19 protein-coding genes and 1 other annotated feature are annotated in these 17,179 nt (G+C 48.1%); of the genes, 12 read left to right on the top strand and 7 right to left on the bottom strand.

From position 1 onward, the window contains the following. The first annotated feature begins 1 nt into the window (after position 1). Together FSY45_RS20485 and FSY45_RS20480 are read left to right on the top strand one after the other, a co-directional pair. Positions 2-1,399, top strand: coding sequence for a conjugal transfer protein TraH (locus FSY45_RS20485; RefSeq protein ID WP_148748352.1), 1,398 nt, complete (start codon positions 2-4; stop codon positions 1,397-1,399). Positions 1,400-1,404: 5 nt separating this feature from the next. Continuing rightward, the gene (locus FSY45_RS20480; protein ID WP_148748351.1) at positions 1,405-4,848 is read left to right on the top strand and encodes a conjugal transfer protein TraG N-terminal domain-containing protein; all 3,444 of its coding nucleotides are present in this window, start codon (positions 1,405-1,407) and stop codon (positions 4,846-4,848) included. Positions 4,849-4,891: 43 nt separating this feature from the next. Here FSY45_RS20480 and FSY45_RS20475 read toward each other — a convergent pair whose 3' ends face one another. Continuing rightward, positions 4,892-5,230, bottom strand: a complete 339-nt coding sequence (locus tag FSY45_RS20475) for a hypothetical protein (protein WP_034367755.1) — start codon at positions 5,228-5,230, stop codon at positions 4,892-4,894. A 548-nt stretch (positions 5,231-5,778) separates the two neighbouring features. Between FSY45_RS20475 and FSY45_RS20470 the strand changes: the two genes are divergently transcribed. From FSY45_RS20470 to FSY45_RS20460, 3 genes are read left to right on the top strand one after another with little or no spacing between them, the layout of a single operon-like run. Next, positions 5,779-6,384 carry a transglycosylase SLT domain-containing protein gene (locus tag FSY45_RS20470; RefSeq protein WP_122974988.1) on the top strand — a complete coding sequence of 202 codons (606 nt, stop codon included), beginning with the start codon at positions 5,779-5,781 and terminating at the stop codon, positions 6,382-6,384. A 10-nt stretch (positions 6,385-6,394) separates the two neighbouring features. After that, entirely contained in the window at positions 6,395-6,985 is a 591-nt protein-coding gene (locus tag FSY45_RS20465) for a hypothetical protein (RefSeq protein ID WP_148748350.1), read from the top strand. 9 nt (positions 6,986-6,994) lie between these two features. After that, complete coding sequence (locus tag FSY45_RS20460) at positions 6,995-7,579, top strand: FlhC family transcriptional regulator (RefSeq protein WP_222864877.1); 585 nt, start codon at positions 6,995-6,997, stop codon at positions 7,577-7,579. A gap of 44 nt (positions 7,580-7,623) precedes the next feature. On the opposite strand, the gene FSY45_RS28505 is transcribed toward FSY45_RS20460, so the two are convergent. From FSY45_RS28505 to FSY45_RS20445, 3 genes are read right to left on the bottom strand one after another with little or no spacing between them, the layout of a single operon-like run. Beyond that, positions 7,624-8,160 (bottom strand): thermonuclease family protein, encoded by a 537-nt coding sequence (locus FSY45_RS28505; RefSeq protein WP_370512844.1) that lies wholly within the window; start codon positions 8,158-8,160, stop codon positions 7,624-7,626. A gap of 2 nt (positions 8,161-8,162) precedes the next feature. Then, the gene (locus tag FSY45_RS20450) at positions 8,163-8,516 is read right to left on the bottom strand and encodes a hypothetical protein (protein WP_148748348.1); all 354 of its coding nucleotides are present in this window, start codon (positions 8,514-8,516) and stop codon (positions 8,163-8,165) included. A 12-nt stretch (positions 8,517-8,528) separates the two neighbouring features. After that, positions 8,529-9,545 carry a ParM/StbA family protein gene (locus tag FSY45_RS20445; RefSeq protein ID WP_046462408.1) on the bottom strand — a complete coding sequence of 339 codons (1,017 nt, stop codon included), beginning with the start codon at positions 9,543-9,545 and terminating at the stop codon, positions 8,529-8,531. A gap of 579 nt (positions 9,546-10,124) precedes the next feature. Here FSY45_RS20445 and mobI point away from each other — a divergent pair. The 3 genes from mobI (at position 10,125) to FSY45_RS20430 (ending at position 11,918) form a co-directional block, all read left to right on the top strand. Continuing rightward, positions 10,125-10,658 (top strand): conjugative transfer protein MobI(A/C), encoded by a 534-nt coding sequence (mobI, locus tag FSY45_RS20440; RefSeq protein ID WP_148748347.1) that lies wholly within the window; start codon positions 10,125-10,127, stop codon positions 10,656-10,658. Positions 10,659-11,141: 483 nt separating this feature from the next. Beyond that, positions 11,142-11,603, top strand: a complete 462-nt coding sequence (locus FSY45_RS20435) for a hypothetical protein (protein ID WP_148748346.1) — start codon at positions 11,142-11,144, stop codon at positions 11,601-11,603. A 108-nt stretch (positions 11,604-11,711) separates the two neighbouring features. Continuing rightward, entirely contained in the window at positions 11,712-11,918 is a 207-nt protein-coding gene (locus FSY45_RS20430) for a hypothetical protein (RefSeq protein WP_131367714.1), read from the top strand. A 698-nt stretch (positions 11,919-12,616) separates the two neighbouring features. Here FSY45_RS20430 and FSY45_RS20425 read toward each other — a convergent pair. Beyond that, positions 12,617-12,940 (bottom strand): hypothetical protein, encoded by a 324-nt coding sequence (locus tag FSY45_RS20425; protein WP_034395672.1) that lies wholly within the window; start codon positions 12,938-12,940, stop codon positions 12,617-12,619. A gap of 71 nt (positions 12,941-13,011) precedes the next feature. On the opposite strand from FSY45_RS20425, the gene FSY45_RS20420 reads away from it, so the two are divergent. The 4 genes from FSY45_RS20420 to FSY45_RS20405 all read left to right on the top strand — a co-directional run bounded on the left by FSY45_RS20420 (position 13,012) and on the right by FSY45_RS20405 (position 15,666). Beyond that, positions 13,012-13,308, top strand: coding sequence for a hypothetical protein (locus tag FSY45_RS20420; RefSeq protein ID WP_148748345.1), 297 nt, complete (start codon positions 13,012-13,014; stop codon positions 13,306-13,308). 154 nt (positions 13,309-13,462) lie between these two features. Next, a complete protein-coding gene (locus FSY45_RS20415; RefSeq protein ID WP_148748344.1) occupies positions 13,463-13,711 on the top strand; it encodes a hypothetical protein in 249 nt (82 codons plus the stop codon). A gap of 12 nt (positions 13,712-13,723) precedes the next feature. Beyond that, a protein-coding gene (locus FSY45_RS20410; RefSeq protein ID WP_148748343.1) for an IS3 family transposase occupies positions 13,724-14,970 on the top strand; the annotation gives its coding sequence in 2 pieces (ribosomal slippage) (positions 13,724-14,006 and positions 14,006-14,970; 1,248 coding nt in all). Continuing rightward, positions 14,005-14,121, top strand: a sequence feature (AL1L pseudoknot). Its footprint overlaps the gene before it by 117 nt. A 225-nt stretch (positions 14,971-15,195) precedes the next feature. Then, positions 15,196-15,666, top strand: coding sequence for a hypothetical protein (locus FSY45_RS20405; RefSeq protein ID WP_222864876.1), 471 nt, complete (start codon positions 15,196-15,198; stop codon positions 15,664-15,666). A gap of 144 nt (positions 15,667-15,810) precedes the next feature. On the opposite strand, the gene FSY45_RS20400 is transcribed toward FSY45_RS20405, so the two are convergent. Together FSY45_RS20400 and FSY45_RS20395 are read right to left on the bottom strand one after the other, a co-directional pair. Continuing rightward, a complete protein-coding gene (locus FSY45_RS20400; RefSeq protein ID WP_131367716.1) occupies positions 15,811-16,038 on the bottom strand; it encodes a hypothetical protein in 228 nt (75 codons plus the stop codon). A gap of 166 nt (positions 16,039-16,204) precedes the next feature. Beyond that, a complete protein-coding gene (locus FSY45_RS20395; RefSeq protein ID WP_148748342.1) occupies positions 16,205-16,966 on the bottom strand; it encodes a hypothetical protein in 762 nt (253 codons plus the stop codon). Positions 16,967-17,179 lie beyond the last annotated feature (213 nt).

Below are 17,179 nucleotides of genomic sequence, written 5' to 3'. Positions count from 1 at the left end.
CATGAAACTCAAATTATCTGTTGCAGCTGTTGCTCTATCGCTATCCCCTACTCTGTTAAACGCTGGTGGCCTGCAGTCACAGCTTGATGGCGTCTTCGGCCAGATGACGAATGTGACCCCTCCTGGTGTTTATGAATCACAACGTCGTGGCGTTCTTTCTGGGGGGAGATTCACTACCAAATCAAAGATCTACGATACGAATTTGGTTGCGTTCACACCCCCATCATGGAAAGCCGGATGTGGAGGCGTTGATTTATTTGGTGGATCATTCAGCTTTATTAATGCAGAGCAGTTGGTCCAACTATTGAGAGCGGTTGCAGCCAATGCCAAAGGCTACGCATTCCAATTAGCACTAGACAATGTATTTCCCGATGGGGCGAAATGGATTGAATCCTTCCAGAAGAAGATTCAGGAACTCAACCAGCATCTTGGTAATTCTTGCCAACTTGCGCAAGGGTTTGTTAATGACCTGACTTCCGGTATGGATCTCAAGAACAAAACAGATGCTTCGCTCATGGGTTCTGCCAGTGGTCTATTTGAAGACTTCTTCTCTACAAAGCAAGAAACAGGCGGAAAAACACCAATTAAAGAAATCAGGGATCAATCGCCTGAAGTTTATAAAAGAATGACTGGGAATATTCTGTGGAAAACCATGAAACAGAATTATGCTAGCTCTTGGTTTACATACGGCGATACAGAGTTGCTAGAAACCATCATGTCTATGACAGGCTCGATTGTTGTTGGTGACATGGTGAATGACAAAACGGGGACTTCTTCCGGCGAGGAAAATACCAACCCGATCATTACGCTCCCAGGCGGACTCATTACTCTTAAAGACCTTATCCAAGGTGGAAATCTTGAAATTTATACTTGTAATGGTGATGATCAATGCTACTCCCCTACCACCAAGAGAGTAGCCATCAAAGGTATGAGAACCAAGATTGTTGATTTGCTTCACGGAGGGGGCACAACTCCAGGCGTAATCTACAAGTATGCAACCAATAGTGGCGTTCTTTCTGAAACTGAGAAAGCATTCACAACTTCCATGCCTAGTGGTATGGGAGCGATCATAAGAAACCTATCAATAGTTTCTTATGACTCTGCCGTCTTGTTCGCCAATGATTCGGCAGACGCAATTTCATTAGTAATGATGAAGAAGGTTGTCGATGATTTCTTCAGAGTTGCGCTCGCTGTAATTAGCTCTTCGGACTCCGCTAACAAAAAACAACTACTTGACGAAATTAATATTTCCAAAAGCAAGTTTGACAGTGACTATTCGGCCCTACGTGGCGAATACGGTGACTTATCAAAAATTATTGACCGATATCGCTCAATTCTGGAGATTTCAAGAAAGCAAAAGTATGCACTCTCCACATTAACCTCCGCTCCGAAGCCATAAACATCATGATGTCATTCACGATTTACTCAATAGGTGACTCGACGTTCCTAGAGCAAATACTTATTGGCATTGCAATGATCACAGGTGCAGGCGATCTTGAAAAGGCCGTCATGATTGGGATGCTTTTCGGCGTTCTAATAATTTGTGTCAAGTCGCTATTGCAAGGTGCTAAGCAAATCGAATTTCAACAAGTTTTAGTTTGCTGGGTTTGCTACATGTGCTTCTTCGGTCCCGCTACAGTCGTGACAATTGAAGATGCATACGATGGGAATGTGCGCGTAGTTGCCAACGTTCCGTTAGGAATTGGATTCACAGGAGGAGTAATTTCCAATGTCGGGTACACGGTCACAGATCTATTCACGACCGGATTTAGCATCATCGCACCGAGCATTACAAGAACGGAGTTTGCAGAATCATTAAAACTGCTCAATGACACCCGACGAAATCTTGATAAATCGGGAATTTATGTCGCAATGAATGATGCTATGGGCGGTGGTTCTGTTGATATCAGAAAGAGCTGGGACAACTATATCCGCGAATGTACACTTACAAAAATTGACTTAGGATTAGTGTCCGTCGAATCGATGATGACTGGCAAGGTGACGGAGGTTCTTCCTTTCATGTCATCACTCTACGGAACAAGAATCTATTTAAATCCTGGGGAAATAGATGGAGAAGAATATACCTGCTCTGAAGGGTGGTTTTATCTAAGCGCATCATTAGACTCCATATCAGATATGCGTGTTCAACAGGCTATCTCTGCAGCAATCGGCTTGAACAGACCTGATATTGGACAAGCGACTTCGCGCATTCAAGACTCTATCCAGGCACTTGGTCAAGCGTCTACATCTGCAAACGAATATCTGAAGGCTTCTATATTGGAGCCACTGTACAACGATGCTGTTGTTGGAAAATACAAGGACATGCTTGACTTCGGATCAGCCGTAATGGTGAACCAAGCTATACAACAACGTAATACCCAATGGGCTACTGAGCAGTCAATGTTCGTTACGGTAGCGCGGCCAATGATGGCGTTCTTTGAGGGTTTCGTGTACTCGCTCACACCCATAATGGCCATGCTCATGGTGATGGGAAGCTTCGGTATAGGATTGCTGGTTAAGTATTTCCTGACTGTTTTATGGATTCAGCTTTGGATGCCTGTCCTCGCAGTCGTCAATCTCTACATTCATGTGATATCGACAAATAAGATAGCTCAACTTAATCTACCTGGACTTGATTCATTCTATGCCATAAACACAGCCGGTGAAATTCTGCAGAACTGGATTGCGACTGGCGGCATGCTTGCTGCCTCCACACCAATTATTTCTCTCTTCATCGTCACTGGAAGCACGTATGCATTTACAAGCCTTGCTGGTCGTGTGAACGGAAGCGATCATATTAACGAGAAGTTATCGAGTCCCGATGCGTTGCAAAGTGGCCCACTTGTTAGCATGATGCCGATGCATAGCGGGAATTCCTTCAGTGGAATACAGAAAACTGGGACAGAGAACTTAAATTCAAGTATGAATTTTGGCGATGCCGTTTCAAGCGGAATATCTTCAGCTTCTGCAATTCAGCAATCTAAGTCAGATGCATTTAAGCAAGATGTTTCTCGTGGCGTTACCGAAGGTGGAAGTGCTCAGCAACAGTTCCAGAGAATGCAATCTTTAGGGCGCTCAGTGTCGTCGATGGGCACAAAACAGAGCCAAATGATCGATAACAAGGCTAGGGAAATTGGTAAGCAATATGGGTTAAGTGAATCCACGGTAGACGCAATTAAAGGTGCTCTTACTCTATCCGCAATGGGCGGCGCAGGTGCAAAGGGTGCAGGCCTGCAGGGAGCATTAAGCGCAGCACTCTCGGCAGATAAATCAAACACGGCGAGCGAAGGAGGAAGATTAGATAGCGTCATGAGGGCTGTACAAGGGGTTTCATTCTCCACATCCGATTCTCAAGCCCTGACAACTGGGCTTACCCATCAGGCGGTAGATTCAGGTAGTAATTCCTTCACAAAATCATGGTCTGACAGTTCATCAAGACAAGTCGCACAATCAGCTCAGGAAAGTATTGCTGCAACTGAAAGTCTTACCTCTCTACAGAACATGCAAAGTTCACTGGGACAGCAAACCAGCACAGATATGAAAACTCTTGGGGGTGCTATATCTGCATCTCCCGAAGCAGAGAGCAGATTGAACAATGCTGTGCAAAATGCACCCCAAGCGGTAAGGCAAGAAGCGATTGCGTTGGAAAATCGATTTGCGAATAGCTACAACATGGACAGAAATGTAGCTCGCAATGCGGCACAACTTCAAGCACTGACAAACTCTAGCAATTATGCAAATGGAAATGGCACTGCTGGCTTAGCTGAAGGCATGCGTATCATCGGTCAAGCTACTGGTAGGAGTCTTGATTTCACAGGTGATCCGAACAGAAATACTGATCTGAAAAATCAGGCGCCTACAGGTGTCAATACTGAAGAGATTCGATCACGAGTATCCGGCGCACCTGACTTTAATGATGGGAAGTTGTCTTCAGTCACAACTCAAGCTCAGAGACAACCTGGTGGGCCAGGATCTGTCATTGCAGATCATCAAAGTAGGACAGGCAAATTGGTTACAAGCGGAAACCGTGCTCTTGATGGAGTTGCCAATGATCAAAGCGATTTTATTAAAGATCAGATTATTAATAAATCAAGCTCCACAAGTTTTGCTCAACGCGACATGGGAACACTTGATCAAATTAAGGATCTGAGCAGTTCATTCATGGAGTTCGGGAAAAGCACTGCCTCCAATATACAGACATCGAATGATCAGAATGACCGGATTCTTGCCGATCCTAATGGCGAAGGAATCAAACAGTTCCAAGAAGATTTCAAGAATCGCAGTACAGGCGAAAGAGCAGTAGGCTATCTCGGCAATACCTTGCTGGGTGTCTCGGCCAAGGCGACCAATGCTTTTAATGAATGGCGAACTGGAAAGTCTAATTTCTCAGAGCACACCAAGAATATGAGCATTGAGGAAACCGGTGCATTCATGGCCCAAGGCCTCGCCCAAGCGTACTCAGGCGGCGCTACTACTGCAGCAAGGTTCTTGGATGATCATAAATCCGAGATGAAGGGTCTTACGAAACGCTTTGCCCAAGAGAAGCACGGTTTACCAGGATATCAGGCTGAGATTTTCGCTTCTGCAAAGTTCAATGATCAAGCCGGACTTGATGCCGGTTATAAGGGTCTTCGTGAAAGCTTGGCGCAAAGGGATTCATCAGGAGAAATTCTCAGAAATTCGAGCGGTGAAGCAATCTTGTCGGAAAAGGACAACCGATTCGCACTCAGCATGTATAAGGATATATACAATGCCGGTGTGCACCAAGGATCTAAGGATGGGCAATCGGGTCCTATTCTTAAAGATGTGAAGGCCTGGAACGCAACTCAGAATACTCCCGGTAAGTAATTAGCTATAAAAAAACCGCTTCTGTTCTAGAAGCGGTTTTTTTCTATTGACCTGGAAATATTCTTTTCCGCAAGTGTGGATTTGCGACAACAGGGTCTAGCAAGTCCAGATCGCTGGAAGAAACACCACCTTTGAGGGTTGCAAATATCCCTCGCATTATTGCGAAGCCAAATAATGCCAAGAACCCACCGATGAAGTAGGAGGCTCCGACCCACATCAAGATCGTGGCGACCATCGACTTGTTGATGAACTTCAACAGCAAGAAAGCCAGATACAGAGCACATGCACCCAGCGCGTACACACTCAACAGGGGTGCTACAGGTAGCGACAGCAAAGCAATTCCGGGGACATACACCAAGAAGATCTTGTTGAAATTCAGCATTGGTTCCTCTCTCTCTTCATGTACATCTAATTTACTACAGCTTCAGAAAATGCAACTTCGGGAGCCGCCCATGCAGAACTTCATTACATGAATCTGACCAGAAACAGTCACTTGCCCATATAGGGCCATCTGTGCTTATAATGATCTCACAGCCACCTCACGCTGCTTGCTCAGCTCAACTGGCTGCTACTGCCGAAGTGCAGTCCCTCAAGGCCTAGTGCCACACATCACCTGCATTGCAGGTTCTCTCTGCCGAAAAGGCTTCCCTACTGGGTAGGGATCAATCTGTGGCCTTGCTGCCACCAGCTTCGCATCGTTGGCCACGTCGCCTCCCTTGCTGCTTTCTCCTGCGCATCTTTTACATCTGACATCTCGATTCAGCCGAATCGCGCCTTTCATCGCCTCGGGTACGGGCAACTGTGTACCTTCGTAACAAAACGTCTATCCCAAAAAAGACTAACTGTTGCATTACAAGGATTTGACATTCTGATACGATTTTACAGTATCGGAAAATGAACTTCTAAACGCATTTTGGATAACCCGCATTCATGCCCCAGTCTCTGCACTTGTGCCGACCGACCTCCTCCCTGCCCAGTCGTCGCCATATCCTTTCACTTCTGACTTTTCCCCTGGCCTGCTCTGCTGGTGGTGTTCTCGCGTCTACCAACACTTCTTCTGTTGCAGATTCGTTGCGAGGGTCGTTGTTTGAGCAACAAGGAACCAGCACAGGCACTGACCCTCTTCTGCTCTACACGATTGCTCTCGTTGAGTCCGGTTTTGGCCGTGGCCAGGGAAACATCAGCCCCTGGCCTTGGACTCTGCGCTCTACCCAATCTCATTACGCCAAGACGAAAGCAGAAGCAGAAAAGAAGCTGGCGGAATGGATTGAGGCTTATGGCCGCAAGATCGATATTGGGATGTGCCAAACGAATTTGTTCTGGCATGGACACCGCGTAAAGCAAGCAGCCGATCTGCTCGACCCCCCCACGAATCTACGGGTCGCAAATCAAATTCTCATCGAATCCCTGAAATCGTCACCCGGCGACATTGAGCTGGGCATTGGCCGTTATCACAACTGGACTGAGCCTGAACGTGCGCGCAACTACGGCTCGCGTGTGTTGGCCATCTACAGAAACTTGAAACGACTGGGTTAATGACATGTTGATGTTTCAAACGAACATAATTCAAGAGCTGGATGACCGGGCTGAGGACTTGACGTATGGGGAATCTGATCCCTCTGTCAAAGAGCTTGATGCCTCGCTGTGGGGCATTCTTAGAAAGGTGGCCATTCAGAACCCAGATCTGGCTGGCAAGCTCTTTAACCTGAAAAGCCACACTGTTGAACTCGCGGCCCAGCTGTCCGATGAAGCAATTTCAAACCTTTCATCGGGCACAGTTCTGAGCTTTAAGCTGGTCGCCAACCAGCACGAGATCTGCCAGTGGATAGAAGACAAGGACTACAAGCCGACATTTGAGATCACTGACACCAGCAATTGCACAGATCTCTACTGGGTGCAGTTGGGCGTGCAGGCTCGAAAAGATGTGGAAACAGCTTCACAGACCTTTGGCGTTGGCCTGAACCTGGTGCGTGCGTGCGCTAACGCTACGCTGATTCAGCTTTCCGGTATTTCCACAAATTTCGCAGTGAGCTTTGCTCTTCGTTTCGACGAATCAATCATTGCCGAAATCATTTCCGGGAGGCGAAACCTTCAGTACATCCTGCTGAAGAAAATCCAACAATCGATAACTGCATAAGAGGAAGACATGTCCAGAACCACACAGATAGCACCCAAAGCGCAGATGGCGTCGCTCACACAGTTGCTTCTCGCTCGGCAGATGACTAAAGCTGGATTCATTACGAAGATCATCATGATCGAAACCGGCCTTACGCACAAACAACTGCGCCGCATCTATAGTGGTTTTGAGCAAGATGAAGGTACTGGAGCAAGAAAAAACCACGGCACCATGCGGAGCGGCACGACACTGATCCACAACAGCGCGACAAAGATCCAGGCATCTTTGCTCATGCAGCTGTACTACAACCTGGGAGGGGACGATGTGACTATCTCTGTACAGATCCCTGAGCTGGTCAAAGCGTTCCGCCTCTATCACACCCTGCGCAATGAAATTCCCAGCATGAAGAACGGGCGCTGGCCATCTTTCACGATCACGGATGCCTGGTGCTTGGCCTCTGAACTTCGTAGTGAAATGGCGTCTCTTTCAGTGTGTAATTCCTGCAAATGCTCATACTTCACCAGCGTCAATCAGCGCACATACATTGAGTGTCCGTTTTGCCATGATGCAGCTCGTCTCCCGATGAATGAACCAGCAAAAATGATTGCAGCCTGATCAAGTCATAAAAAAAAGAGCGCTAGATTTTCTAGCGCTCTTTTTTATTGCTCAGCTCCTTCACAGGCAGCATCATTCCAGCAGTCTTTACGCCACCTCCAAGGGGCAACTTGATTTGGCAGACTCCAAACCCCCATTGCCTGCTTCTTAGCGACTACCTCCGCCTCATATACACGGGTGTCACGTACATACCTTGGGTTGGCTCTATTCGCCCACGCGAGGCCTGCATCTACCATTTTTAAGTTAACTGACTGACCATCAATGGTGATGGTGCACACGCCTCTTTTATAACGGTCATACTCATAACAGTGAGCATTGACGATCTTCCCATGTACCAATGACTTCAAATAGTCTGTAGCCTTTTGACTGAGCGGTTGCCCTGGCCGCTTGTGCCCATGCATCGACTCGGGAGCATCAATATCACTCAGTCGTATCTTTAGCCGTGAGTTATCTGAGCGAAGCAGTACAACTGTATCTCCATCGTCAACGTAGATGACTTTTCCAGTCTCAGACCAATTTTGTGCATTTACCTGCAGTGGCAGAAAAGCACATGCAAGACTAGCTAATACGCTGATCCTCATCATCACATTGAGCCTAGTAATGCGTCACGGCGGCTTTTATTTACGCTCACTCTCCCCACGGTTCGATCTGATGGAGGTTGATTGGTTTCTTCAGTTGCTTGCACATTTTTCTCAGCTGAACCAGCATCACCATTCTTCTCCGGCTCCACATTTCTGGGTACAGCTAATGGTTCACCAGTTACCAAGGCCGAGAGGTTCAACGATTGAAGGCCAAGCATTGCCAAAGTGCGCAATCTTTCCCCTCTGTCGCGTTGATTGACTTTTACCAAGTCCCCGTAAAGCTCGGGATGCGAGAACTTGGAAACCTTAATATTTGATAGTTTCCCATCCCAATCATTTTGATCTGCTTTAGACACTATCAACTCCTTTTAACCCAGCATCCAGAAGCCGCGAGCGTTGGCCAACTCGGGATTCGCACTCATGATGATGTGCGCCTTTGGAAAAATCCGCTTGGCAGCCTCTTTATAAAAGGTTGCCCCGCCACCAGCCAAAAGAATAACGTCAGCATCTAGTCCCTCTTCTCGCATGGACTTCTTCATTGAAGTTAGCGCGAGGTCTGGGATCTTCTTGATGGCCTCTTCAACATAGCTCTTGATAGGGACCATCTTCCCATACAAAGGGATTTCATTCTTACCAGAGACAATTGCAGATTCTAGCTTTTCAACACTCAGTTGACCTCCGAACTCTTCTTTGATTCGGCTTGCCGCATCATCCAAAAGTACTGACATCGCTTTAAGTGATGTACCAGATGAGTTATAGCGCATTTCACCTGCAGCGATAGATACCCAGTCAACTGAGAAGAATCCAGGATCAATCACTACTGTACGGCCCTGATTGATGACAGCTTCGATTTCATCTTCCTGCACGCTTTCGCTGATGTCCATATAGGCTCCAGCAGGCTGAGGAACAACAACTACTTTTTTAACTTCGATCGTTGTTTGATTTGCAATCTGATGATTACCCGTCAGCTTATCTTTCAGTCTTTTACGGGTGTTTTCATCTTTAAATTGATCTACTGGCAGACCTGTCACAAGCACATCAATCACTGGTTGCTCTGTCAGAGCCAGTGCTGCATAGAACAATGCCTTATATTGGTTCGTGCTGGGATAGTCTGCGTGCAATTCCCGCTCCCAGCCTTGGATGCGTCCTGGTTCAACACAAGCAGCCCATTGCTCATTGTTCACCAGGACCTGTACAAAGTCGGAGCCGTGGCCGCCTCCAATTTTCTGAGGCATCAGCGACAGAGGGGCAGCCCCGACTGGTCGGACCAATGTTGTCATATCCGATTCACGATGGCCAAAGGCCAGCTTGAAATTCGAGTAGCCAATATCCATACCGAGGATAAATTCAGAATTCTCCGCTGCTTCAGTACCTTTTTTCGCCATGTTCCCTCCTGATGATACGACTTCAAAACGACTTGTAACGCTTGGCATCATAGCATCACAGATGCATAAAATGGAACTATCAACGAAAAATTTTCTTCTCTAAGTCGCTTTGAAGTCCAAGAGTTGCCCAGAGGATAACGGCCAGTATCTCTGCTCCCCTCCTTCGAGGCTCGAATTCTTCGCGCCTGAGGTGCACTCTAGGCCCAGATCGTAGACCGGGATTTTTCCTAAACTTCCCATAGAAGAAGGGAACAATGTGGTTCCCGCCCAAATAGGATCACGTAGATTTGGTCAGATGCCTATAGATGTTCAACACAAAGCACCCAATCAATCACAGCCATCAATGCTCACTCCCCATAGAATATGGAGAACAGAAAATATTTCCCACTCTTTGGGCGTGCGTGCAAAGCTGAACATCCCAGCACCTGGCACGTAGTGTCTAGGACCTTCTCGATGATCTACTAGAAGGCCTTAGCAGGGAAGTTTTCTTGCACCAGCCCTCTTCTATGGGAAATAACTCTCCCAGCCCATAGAAGATAGTATCTTGGGAAGGGACACATTTTTTTCCCATCAACCTCTATGCCCTCTTTCAACTCACTGCCGCCCAGCGCTCATATCGATCACCTCCGTGCTGAGCTTGAGAAGCCCTGGGAGCATCGCGTAGACATCGACTTTGAGGCCGCAGCCAAGTCCTTCATGCTCAGCACTGCAGAAGGTGTGGAAGCGCAGCTGCTCCTTCTTGCTCTCGAAGCAGATGTGATTGCGGCCAACTTCCATCAAACATCGCTCACTGCCCGAAAGGAAATGCCCAAGGATCAGCAAACTTACTTGGGCTGTCGTGTCCGTATAAAAGATAGCTCTTTAGAGATCTCTTGGCATCGAAATAACGTAATACCTAAGGAAAAATCAAAATCTAGTATTCGAGTTCTCTCGAAGCATATAAAAAAGGGAAAGTCTGATTCCTACGACATGTCCTCATTCCAGCGTGAACCGGCATGGGTGCAAGCTGTTGTTGCTGACGCCGAGAAGACATTTGCAAAATTGCGGACTCGTGCGAAGATACTCACAAAGTTTAGAAAAGCTTTGAGAGAGTATGAATCTTTGTCAAACTAACCAGGGGATCACGTGAGCCGGCACAATCAAATCTTTGGTGTTTCAGGAAAAACTAACCAAGCCCTGTCGCCCACAAAGATAGCAAGCAAGGTCAAGACTTCTAACGACGCTCGCGCTATTACTATAAGTACCCAACGCTCAAGCGAGCTTCGTGGAGAAATCGAGCACAAGAATTATGAGAAGCTCGTGGGGTCTTATCAAACGCAGGCTTCCATTAAGAGCACCAATTTGGCTCATAACGCAGTTTTCTGGGCCACCTGTTTTATGGTTGCTTTAGTAGTTATAGTTTTAAGTAGCTGACTCTTAGTAATCGGCTTACTAAAATATAAAAGCATCCTAATCTTCCATCCTTTATTGCCCATCAGTCCGCCCGGAACATCTGTTGCGTACATCATACAAAATTCATACACCCTGATTTTTGCATTTTTAGAGCTATTCTCACCTACCCATCCACTTAGGCTTACCTAATTACCGGCGCTATTTATGACTGAACAAAAATACCCTCCAGCAGATCAGTTCCCTACGGATATAAAGGTCGCTGCTGTTTACATGAGCATGCCAGCCCCTGATGATTATAGCGTCAAACTAAAATGGGCTAATATTCGTGATGAGTTACCGAGGCATTTTAAAAAACCTTCATTGGATCTGCTTCTCAATTTTCTCACGAATATTTTGACTGATTCCTCAGAAAGTACCGAACGCGCAATCGACGCCACACTGATCGACCTTCGTTCAGAAGCACCCGTAGAGTGGGAGCTAGACAGAAGGTATAAAAATATCCATAACGACGGTTCTTATATCTACCGGCTTATGAGTCTCCACCTAGTTATCAATCCGAATGGTGCTTTCGCAATCATGAATACAAATAAAGAGATTTTGTTGGAGCAGAAATCGAAAGGCGGTAGGACCTTCACATTCCCTCCGCATTTATATTTCCGCACTTAACACATTCAATCTCCTGTCAAGGTATTCTAATCAGCAGGCAACTCCTCAGCCTCTACTTTTATCACAGTAATAATCTGCGCATCATTTTCTGCCTCAATGGATAATTACATGAAATTATTGAATACACCTCTATTCTGGTGCTGGCTGCGTGGCCATAAATGGGAAGTAACAAATAGAGTTGAAGTTTACGATGGAGTTGATGTTTCTGGGGTGTGTGAGCGTTGCGGATGTAACGGTAGTTACAACGAAAAATTAGGTCCAGGTGAGTTTCCTAAAAAGCCAAAATGGCATGAAGTGAAGCGAGCCTCTGCCTAGAGTTATCCATCCTACCTCGTCAGCTCAACGTAAAAAACCCGCATGACACGCTCTGCGGGTATTTTGTATCCATCGCTTTTACCCCAATACCACTACTTTAATAGCTCAAGTGCATGCTCAAGCCTCAGTGCTAAGGCATTAGACCTACTCAGGCCAAGTAGATAGCATGCTCAGATGGGCAAGGTCGTTTAAACACAAAAAAACCCGCAATAGCGGGCAAAGATGGCAAGCGTTGAAACCATTCAGGTCTGATCACGCCTTGAGAGTTTCTGCAGCTCAAAGCTCACACCGGAATATGAGTACCGACACTCGGTATCAAAGCGCACCCGCTGGAGCATGAAATGTATCGACCGTACAGCCTGTCGGCCGACATGCCGCTTGAGCGCCCTATGCAGAATTTGGTCTGAAAGCACAGCCGCGCAATCTTGCTCGCTCATGGTTTCAGAGCCTCGTAGAGCGCTCTCCACAATCACGGCCTCCATCACCATCAGAGCTTTGTAGTTCACAACACCACCACGGTGGCACACCAGCTCGGCCAGCTCCAGATAGTCCAGCCGCCGTGGCCAAGCTATCGCTGGCTGTTTCCACAACGCCTTAGACCGCGCCTGCCAAGCAAGAAAGCCTCTCACGAGTGATGTGCTCGCCAATCGAAGCGCACGGAATGTACGACCGCGATAATTAGAAGTGCTCTGCATAGTTCAATGCCCTTCAAACTCTGCTCTAGACACGATAGTCAGATCTCCTGCGAAATCACCACTGCCCACGCCTGACCCGATCAGGATCTGCGACTCGTCCCAGCTCCACACCTTGCCTGTGTACTTGGGACATTCACCCCCAAAGGTCGGCAGCTGTCCGAAGTCAACCTTTGAACGCACCTGGTAGTCCATAGTGCGCAATTCGGTGAGCAATTCATGAAGATTTTTGGCCGTGAGCTGCATCATCACCATCCCCTTGTTGATCTGCCAAAAATCTACTGCTGGCACTTCGCCAACTAGGAATGCGGACTTGTCCAGTTTGGGCAAATCAGCAGTGAAGGTTGCAATGGCGGCGCTCCTAGAGTCTGGATACCTCAACAGACCGTCAATAGGTGCCCATGTCCAACACCAACAAGCCTCTCATCGTCGCTGTGCCGTTGGCCATCGCCAGCTGGCCCTGGTGGACCAATCTGCTGTTGGCTGTTCTGGCCTACTTTCTCTTTGGCTACCTGGCTGAACCACCCCTTCTTATGATTCCCTCCGGTGGTGAAGCAAATGCCACTGACTCCGTGAGCTTTTTCCAGGGTGAAATCTGGTCCACCGCATGCACCCTCGGCATGTACACCCTCCCCGCTCTCTTCTTCGTGGCTGCTGCCATCGACCTCTCTCGTATCGTCTGCAAGCACGCGCGCTGACCTGCCTCATATGGCCAAGCTCTCAAGCCACCCGCCTTGAGGTTCTAAGGCATGTGTTGCACTCCCACCGGCCTCCCGCATCCAGGTTCAGCAGACTTGCATTTTTGAGAAAGCTCGTAGGTTGAAACAGTCATCCACTCAAAACGGCATAGGCATGCCCATCACCACCATCAAAACCACCCAGGTCATATCCCAAGATCAGTTCGTCAACGGCGCTCGTGATGCAGTGCTCGATGCTCTCGACACCTACGTGCGCGGACTCACTGGCCATCCCAAGACTCTTGGGGCCTCTGACGCCGAGTTGCCAGCTTTATTCGAAGGGATCGACAAGCACGCCCGCCTGGTTCATGCGCGTCTTGTCGGTGCTGAATCGCACCGGCTTCCGTGGAGGCTCAACTCCTGAGAGGATTGAGTCATGAACACTAAAGCTGCTCGTTTTAGCCCTGAGGTACGTGAACGTGCCGTACGTTTGGTGCAGGAATGCCAAGCGGATTACGCATCGCTGTGGGGCGCATGTGAATCGATAGCCCCCAAGATTGGCTGCTCTGTCAGCACCTTGCATGGATGGGTGCAGCGCAAAGAAATAGATGCAGGCCAACGCCCAGGATTGACCACGGATGAACGTGAGCGGCTCAAGCAACTGGAGCGAGAGAACAAGGAACTGCGCCGAGCCAATGACATCCTCAAGGCTGCGAGCGCTTTTTTTGCGCAGGCGGAGCTGGACCGTCGCATCAAGAGTTAATTGACTTTGTAGACCAGTATCGTGATACCTATGGGGTCGAGCCAATTTGCAGGTTGCTGCAAATTGCCCCATCGGGCTACAGGCGCAGGGTTCAACAAAGAAACTGCCCTTGGCTGCGCTGCAAGCGCAGCCAATCAGATGAAGAACGTTGCAGTCATATTCAACGGGTGTGGCATGCCAATTGGCAGGTGTATGGCATCGTCAAAGTCTGGAAGCAGATGCACCGAGAGGGTTTGCCGATTGCCCGCTGCACAGTGCAACGCCTGATGCGCAAGCTGGGCCTTGAAGGTGCAAGGCGAGGCAAGAAGGTACGTACGACACGCCCAGATGTGGCACGGCCAAGCCCGCTAGACCTGGTCAACCGCCAGTTCACAGCCCAGCGCCCTGACCAGCTTTGGGTTGCAGACTTCACCTATATATCAACATGGCAAGGGCAAATGTTTGTGGCCTTTGTGATTGATGTCTATGCCCGCCGCATAGTGGGCTGGCGGGTCAGCAGCCACATGCGTACGGACTTTGTGGTGGATGCGCTGGAGCAGGCGCTGTATGCCAGACAACCTTCAAGCGATACGAAACTGATTCACCACTCCGATAGGGGGAGCCAGTATGTGTCTATTTGCTACACAGAGCGTTTGGAGGAAGCTGGCCTGATGCCTTCGGTGGGCAGTACCGGCGATTCCTATGACAACGCCTTGGCCGAAACCATCAATGGTCTTTACAAAACAGAGGTTATCTATAAGCGAGGGCCGTGGAAAACACGGGAATCACTGGAGCTGGCAACACTGCAATGGGTGCACTGGTTCAACCACGGCAGATTGCTGGAGTCCATAGGGCATATACCGCCAGCGGAAGCTGAGGCAAACTACTGGCGGCAAGTTGCCAATACCGTGCAGGCTAGCGCCTGCACTTCAACAAACTAGCCTCCACCAAACCCGGTGCGATTCAAAATTTTGGCCGATACGTAGTTAAAGCATTCCGAGAGATTTCGTGCTCTGACAGCAATGGCTGCTCGGGTGCCTAGCATGGCGCTCAAGCTGATCGCCAAGCCCCGATGCGGGGCATCGACAGCCTGATTCTTGCGTTTGCGAATGGCAGCACTCCGTCGATACAGTGTGGCCAGGTACTCTGGAGAAAGTTCAAGTCAAATGAAAGACGAATTGCAATCAGGCTACAAACCTGTACAGGATGAGGTTCTGAAGACGCTAGGTGTCGCGGTAATAGCTGGACAAGGCGTGGAGCAGCTGCTGCAAACATGCCTGAGGTTCCCATTTCACGGTGAGCCTCTGCAGACAGAGGAACAGCTTCTAGCCCTCCTTAGGCAGCATTCGAAAGCTACTCTGGGACAGCTTCTCAATGTGCTGCGTCAGCGGGTTGATCTGCTCCCGGATTTCGGTGAGCAACTGGATCGCTTCCTCGAAAGTCGGAATGTTATTGCTCATAGGCTGCACGACATCCCCGGAGGCTTGGACATGCATTCCGATGAAGGCCGGGAAAGGCTTATGTCTTTCCTTAAGCAATTCATGGAAGACGGACATCATGTCAGCATGGTGTTGATTGGAGTGCTTCGTGAGTGGCGTCTCAGAAGGACATTGATCTTCCTGGCGAGCATCATCTGAGCAGAAAGATGCATGCATACCTTGATGCCAATGTCACGCCGCACCTAGAGGACTTGATTAGCCTAAAAGATCCGCTTGTGAATTCATAATCCTCATTGACGATGAGAAGTAAAAAGCGCCCCTAGGGGCGCTTTTTTGATGGGTTCAACCCACTCGCTTGTAGCGGTAGCCTTCACCTTCCATGCAAAGCCTTTTAAGTCCTGCTTGCTCACTAATTGGAGTCTTTTGAACCTTGATCTGATACTCACACTTGGCCAGTGCGGACTGCGTAGCATGGGCCGATGCACCCTCTTTGACGTAAGCATATCGGGGCTGCGATGCACATGCAGAAAGTAATGCTGCGGCCCCTAAGGCGATGATTAAGGATTTCATGTCTCTGCTATTGCTCTTGAAGGCCCCTTCCGGGGATGAGCCTTAGAGATTACATCAACTCGTTCTTATTCAAATGTCAAAATAGTCTCACTCTTGATCGCCTGCTCATCGCCGGTTTCGGATGTTCAATCGCTGCGGTAGCTTTGAGCTTAGCCCGACTTCAAATCTAGATGAAGAGTACCCTTTTCACTGCTGCGCGCCAAGCTGCGTAAGCACTTCCCATAGTCCTCAGCAACCTTAGCATTTCGTTTGCCAGAGGATCATATTTGTCACCATCCTCCCACCGCCCAGCTCGATCAACGTTCCATTGAGGTGCCAAACAGAGCCTGAAGTTTTGCTCTCTCTGATGATACGGGTATGCGTCAAAATGTTCGTTCTGAAATCTTAAGTAGTTGTCAATATCCTCTACTAATTTTTTTGTCGCACTTGAAATTTCTGGTGATAAAAATTTGTTGCCAGCCTCTTTGTTAGCATTTACGAATGCTTCCAGGGTAGTAACTTGATTCCAATAGATTGCGTGATCAGTAGCAGTATTTACAATAATATTGTGCAAGTATTGCTCTTTTAATCCCGGCTCCAATTTCTGGTAGAGCTTTCTATCATGCTCCAAAAGCAGATCTTGTTGCTCCTTCCTTTCTTGCCTGTTTGCCTTCTCGTTGTAGGCACCGATGATGTTCAGGATGATGTTGTAGATCAGTGCTATGAGACATAGCATGAATCCCCAGAAAACGTCTTTCTCGCCGGTGACAGTAAAGTCAAACTGTTTTTTCAGTACGTGATTAACAAAGTCCTCTAGCAAACTAGAGGACATGAGCGAAATGCCAAAGAAAATCAAAACCCATGTAACTTTATTATGAAAGCTCGGTTTGATTACACGATATATTTTCAAGCCAATATCTAGGAATTTATTTAACTTATCTTCATTCATTTTTATATAAATATCAGATCAAATACAGATGACGACAAGATTTTTGCCTACCCCTCAGGCCAGGGAAGCTGCACGGTCACGTCACACATGCCTTTCAAGCTAGTATTCTGCCTGAGCTGGACGTGAAATCACTGCCAGTGAGGCAGAGGGTATGACGCTTCCCTAGCGCAACATTCTGTGAGGTAATCCTATTTACATGAGCACAACTTGAAG

Origin of the sequence: Comamonas sp. Z1, assembly GCF_008121555.1 — a bacterium.
GTDB lineage: Bacteria > Pseudomonadota > Gammaproteobacteria > Burkholderiales > Burkholderiaceae_C > Comamonas > Comamonas thiooxydans.
This window is presented reverse-complemented; position numbering and strand designations above follow the sequence as displayed.

Excerpts from the sequence above, each read along its gene's own strand:
- FSY45_RS20480 (WP_148748351.1), top strand. The coding sequence starts at position 1,405 with ATGATGTCATTCACGATTTACTCAATAGGTGACTCGACGTTCCTAGAG.
- FSY45_RS20420 (WP_148748345.1), top strand. The coding sequence starts at position 13,012 with ATGTCCAACACCAACAAGCCTCTCATCGTCGCTGTGCCGTTGGCCATC.
- FSY45_RS20430 (WP_131367714.1), top strand. The coding sequence starts at position 11,712 with ATGAAATTATTGAATACACCTCTATTCTGGTGCTGGCTGCGTGGCCAT.
- FSY45_RS20465 (WP_148748350.1), top strand. The coding sequence starts at position 6,395 with ATGTTTCAAACGAACATAATTCAAGAGCTGGATGACCGGGCTGAGGAC.
- FSY45_RS20415 (WP_148748344.1), top strand. The coding sequence starts at position 13,463 with ATGCCCATCACCACCATCAAAACCACCCAGGTCATATCCCAAGATCAG.
- FSY45_RS20445 (WP_046462408.1), bottom strand. The coding sequence starts at position 9,545 with ATGGCGAAAAAAGGTACTGAAGCAGCGGAGAATTCTGAATTTATCCTC.
- FSY45_RS28505 (WP_370512844.1), bottom strand. The coding sequence starts at position 8,160 with ATGAGGATCAGCGTATTAGCTAGTCTTGCATGTGCTTTTCTGCCACTG.
- FSY45_RS20395 (WP_148748342.1), bottom strand. The coding sequence starts at position 16,966 with ATGAATGAAGATAAGTTAAATAAATTCCTAGATATTGGCTTGAAAATA.
- FSY45_RS20470 (WP_122974988.1), top strand. The coding sequence starts at position 5,779 with ATGCCCCAGTCTCTGCACTTGTGCCGACCGACCTCCTCCCTGCCCAGT.
- FSY45_RS20405 (WP_222864876.1), top strand. The coding sequence starts at position 15,196 with ATGAAAGACGAATTGCAATCAGGCTACAAACCTGTACAGGATGAGGTT.
- FSY45_RS20475 (WP_034367755.1), bottom strand. The coding sequence starts at position 5,230 with ATGCTGAATTTCAACAAGATCTTCTTGGTGTATGTCCCCGGAATTGCT.
- FSY45_RS20460 (WP_222864877.1), top strand. The coding sequence starts at position 6,995 with ATGTCCAGAACCACACAGATAGCACCCAAAGCGCAGATGGCGTCGCTC.
- mobI (WP_148748347.1), top strand. The coding sequence starts at position 10,125 with ATGCCCTCTTTCAACTCACTGCCGCCCAGCGCTCATATCGATCACCTC.
- FSY45_RS20485 (WP_148748352.1), top strand. The coding sequence starts at position 2 with ATGAAACTCAAATTATCTGTTGCAGCTGTTGCTCTATCGCTATCCCCT.
- FSY45_RS20400 (WP_131367716.1), bottom strand. The coding sequence starts at position 16,038 with ATGAAATCCTTAATCATCGCCTTAGGGGCCGCAGCATTACTTTCTGCA.
- FSY45_RS20435 (WP_148748346.1), top strand. The coding sequence starts at position 11,142 with ATGACTGAACAAAAATACCCTCCAGCAGATCAGTTCCCTACGGATATA.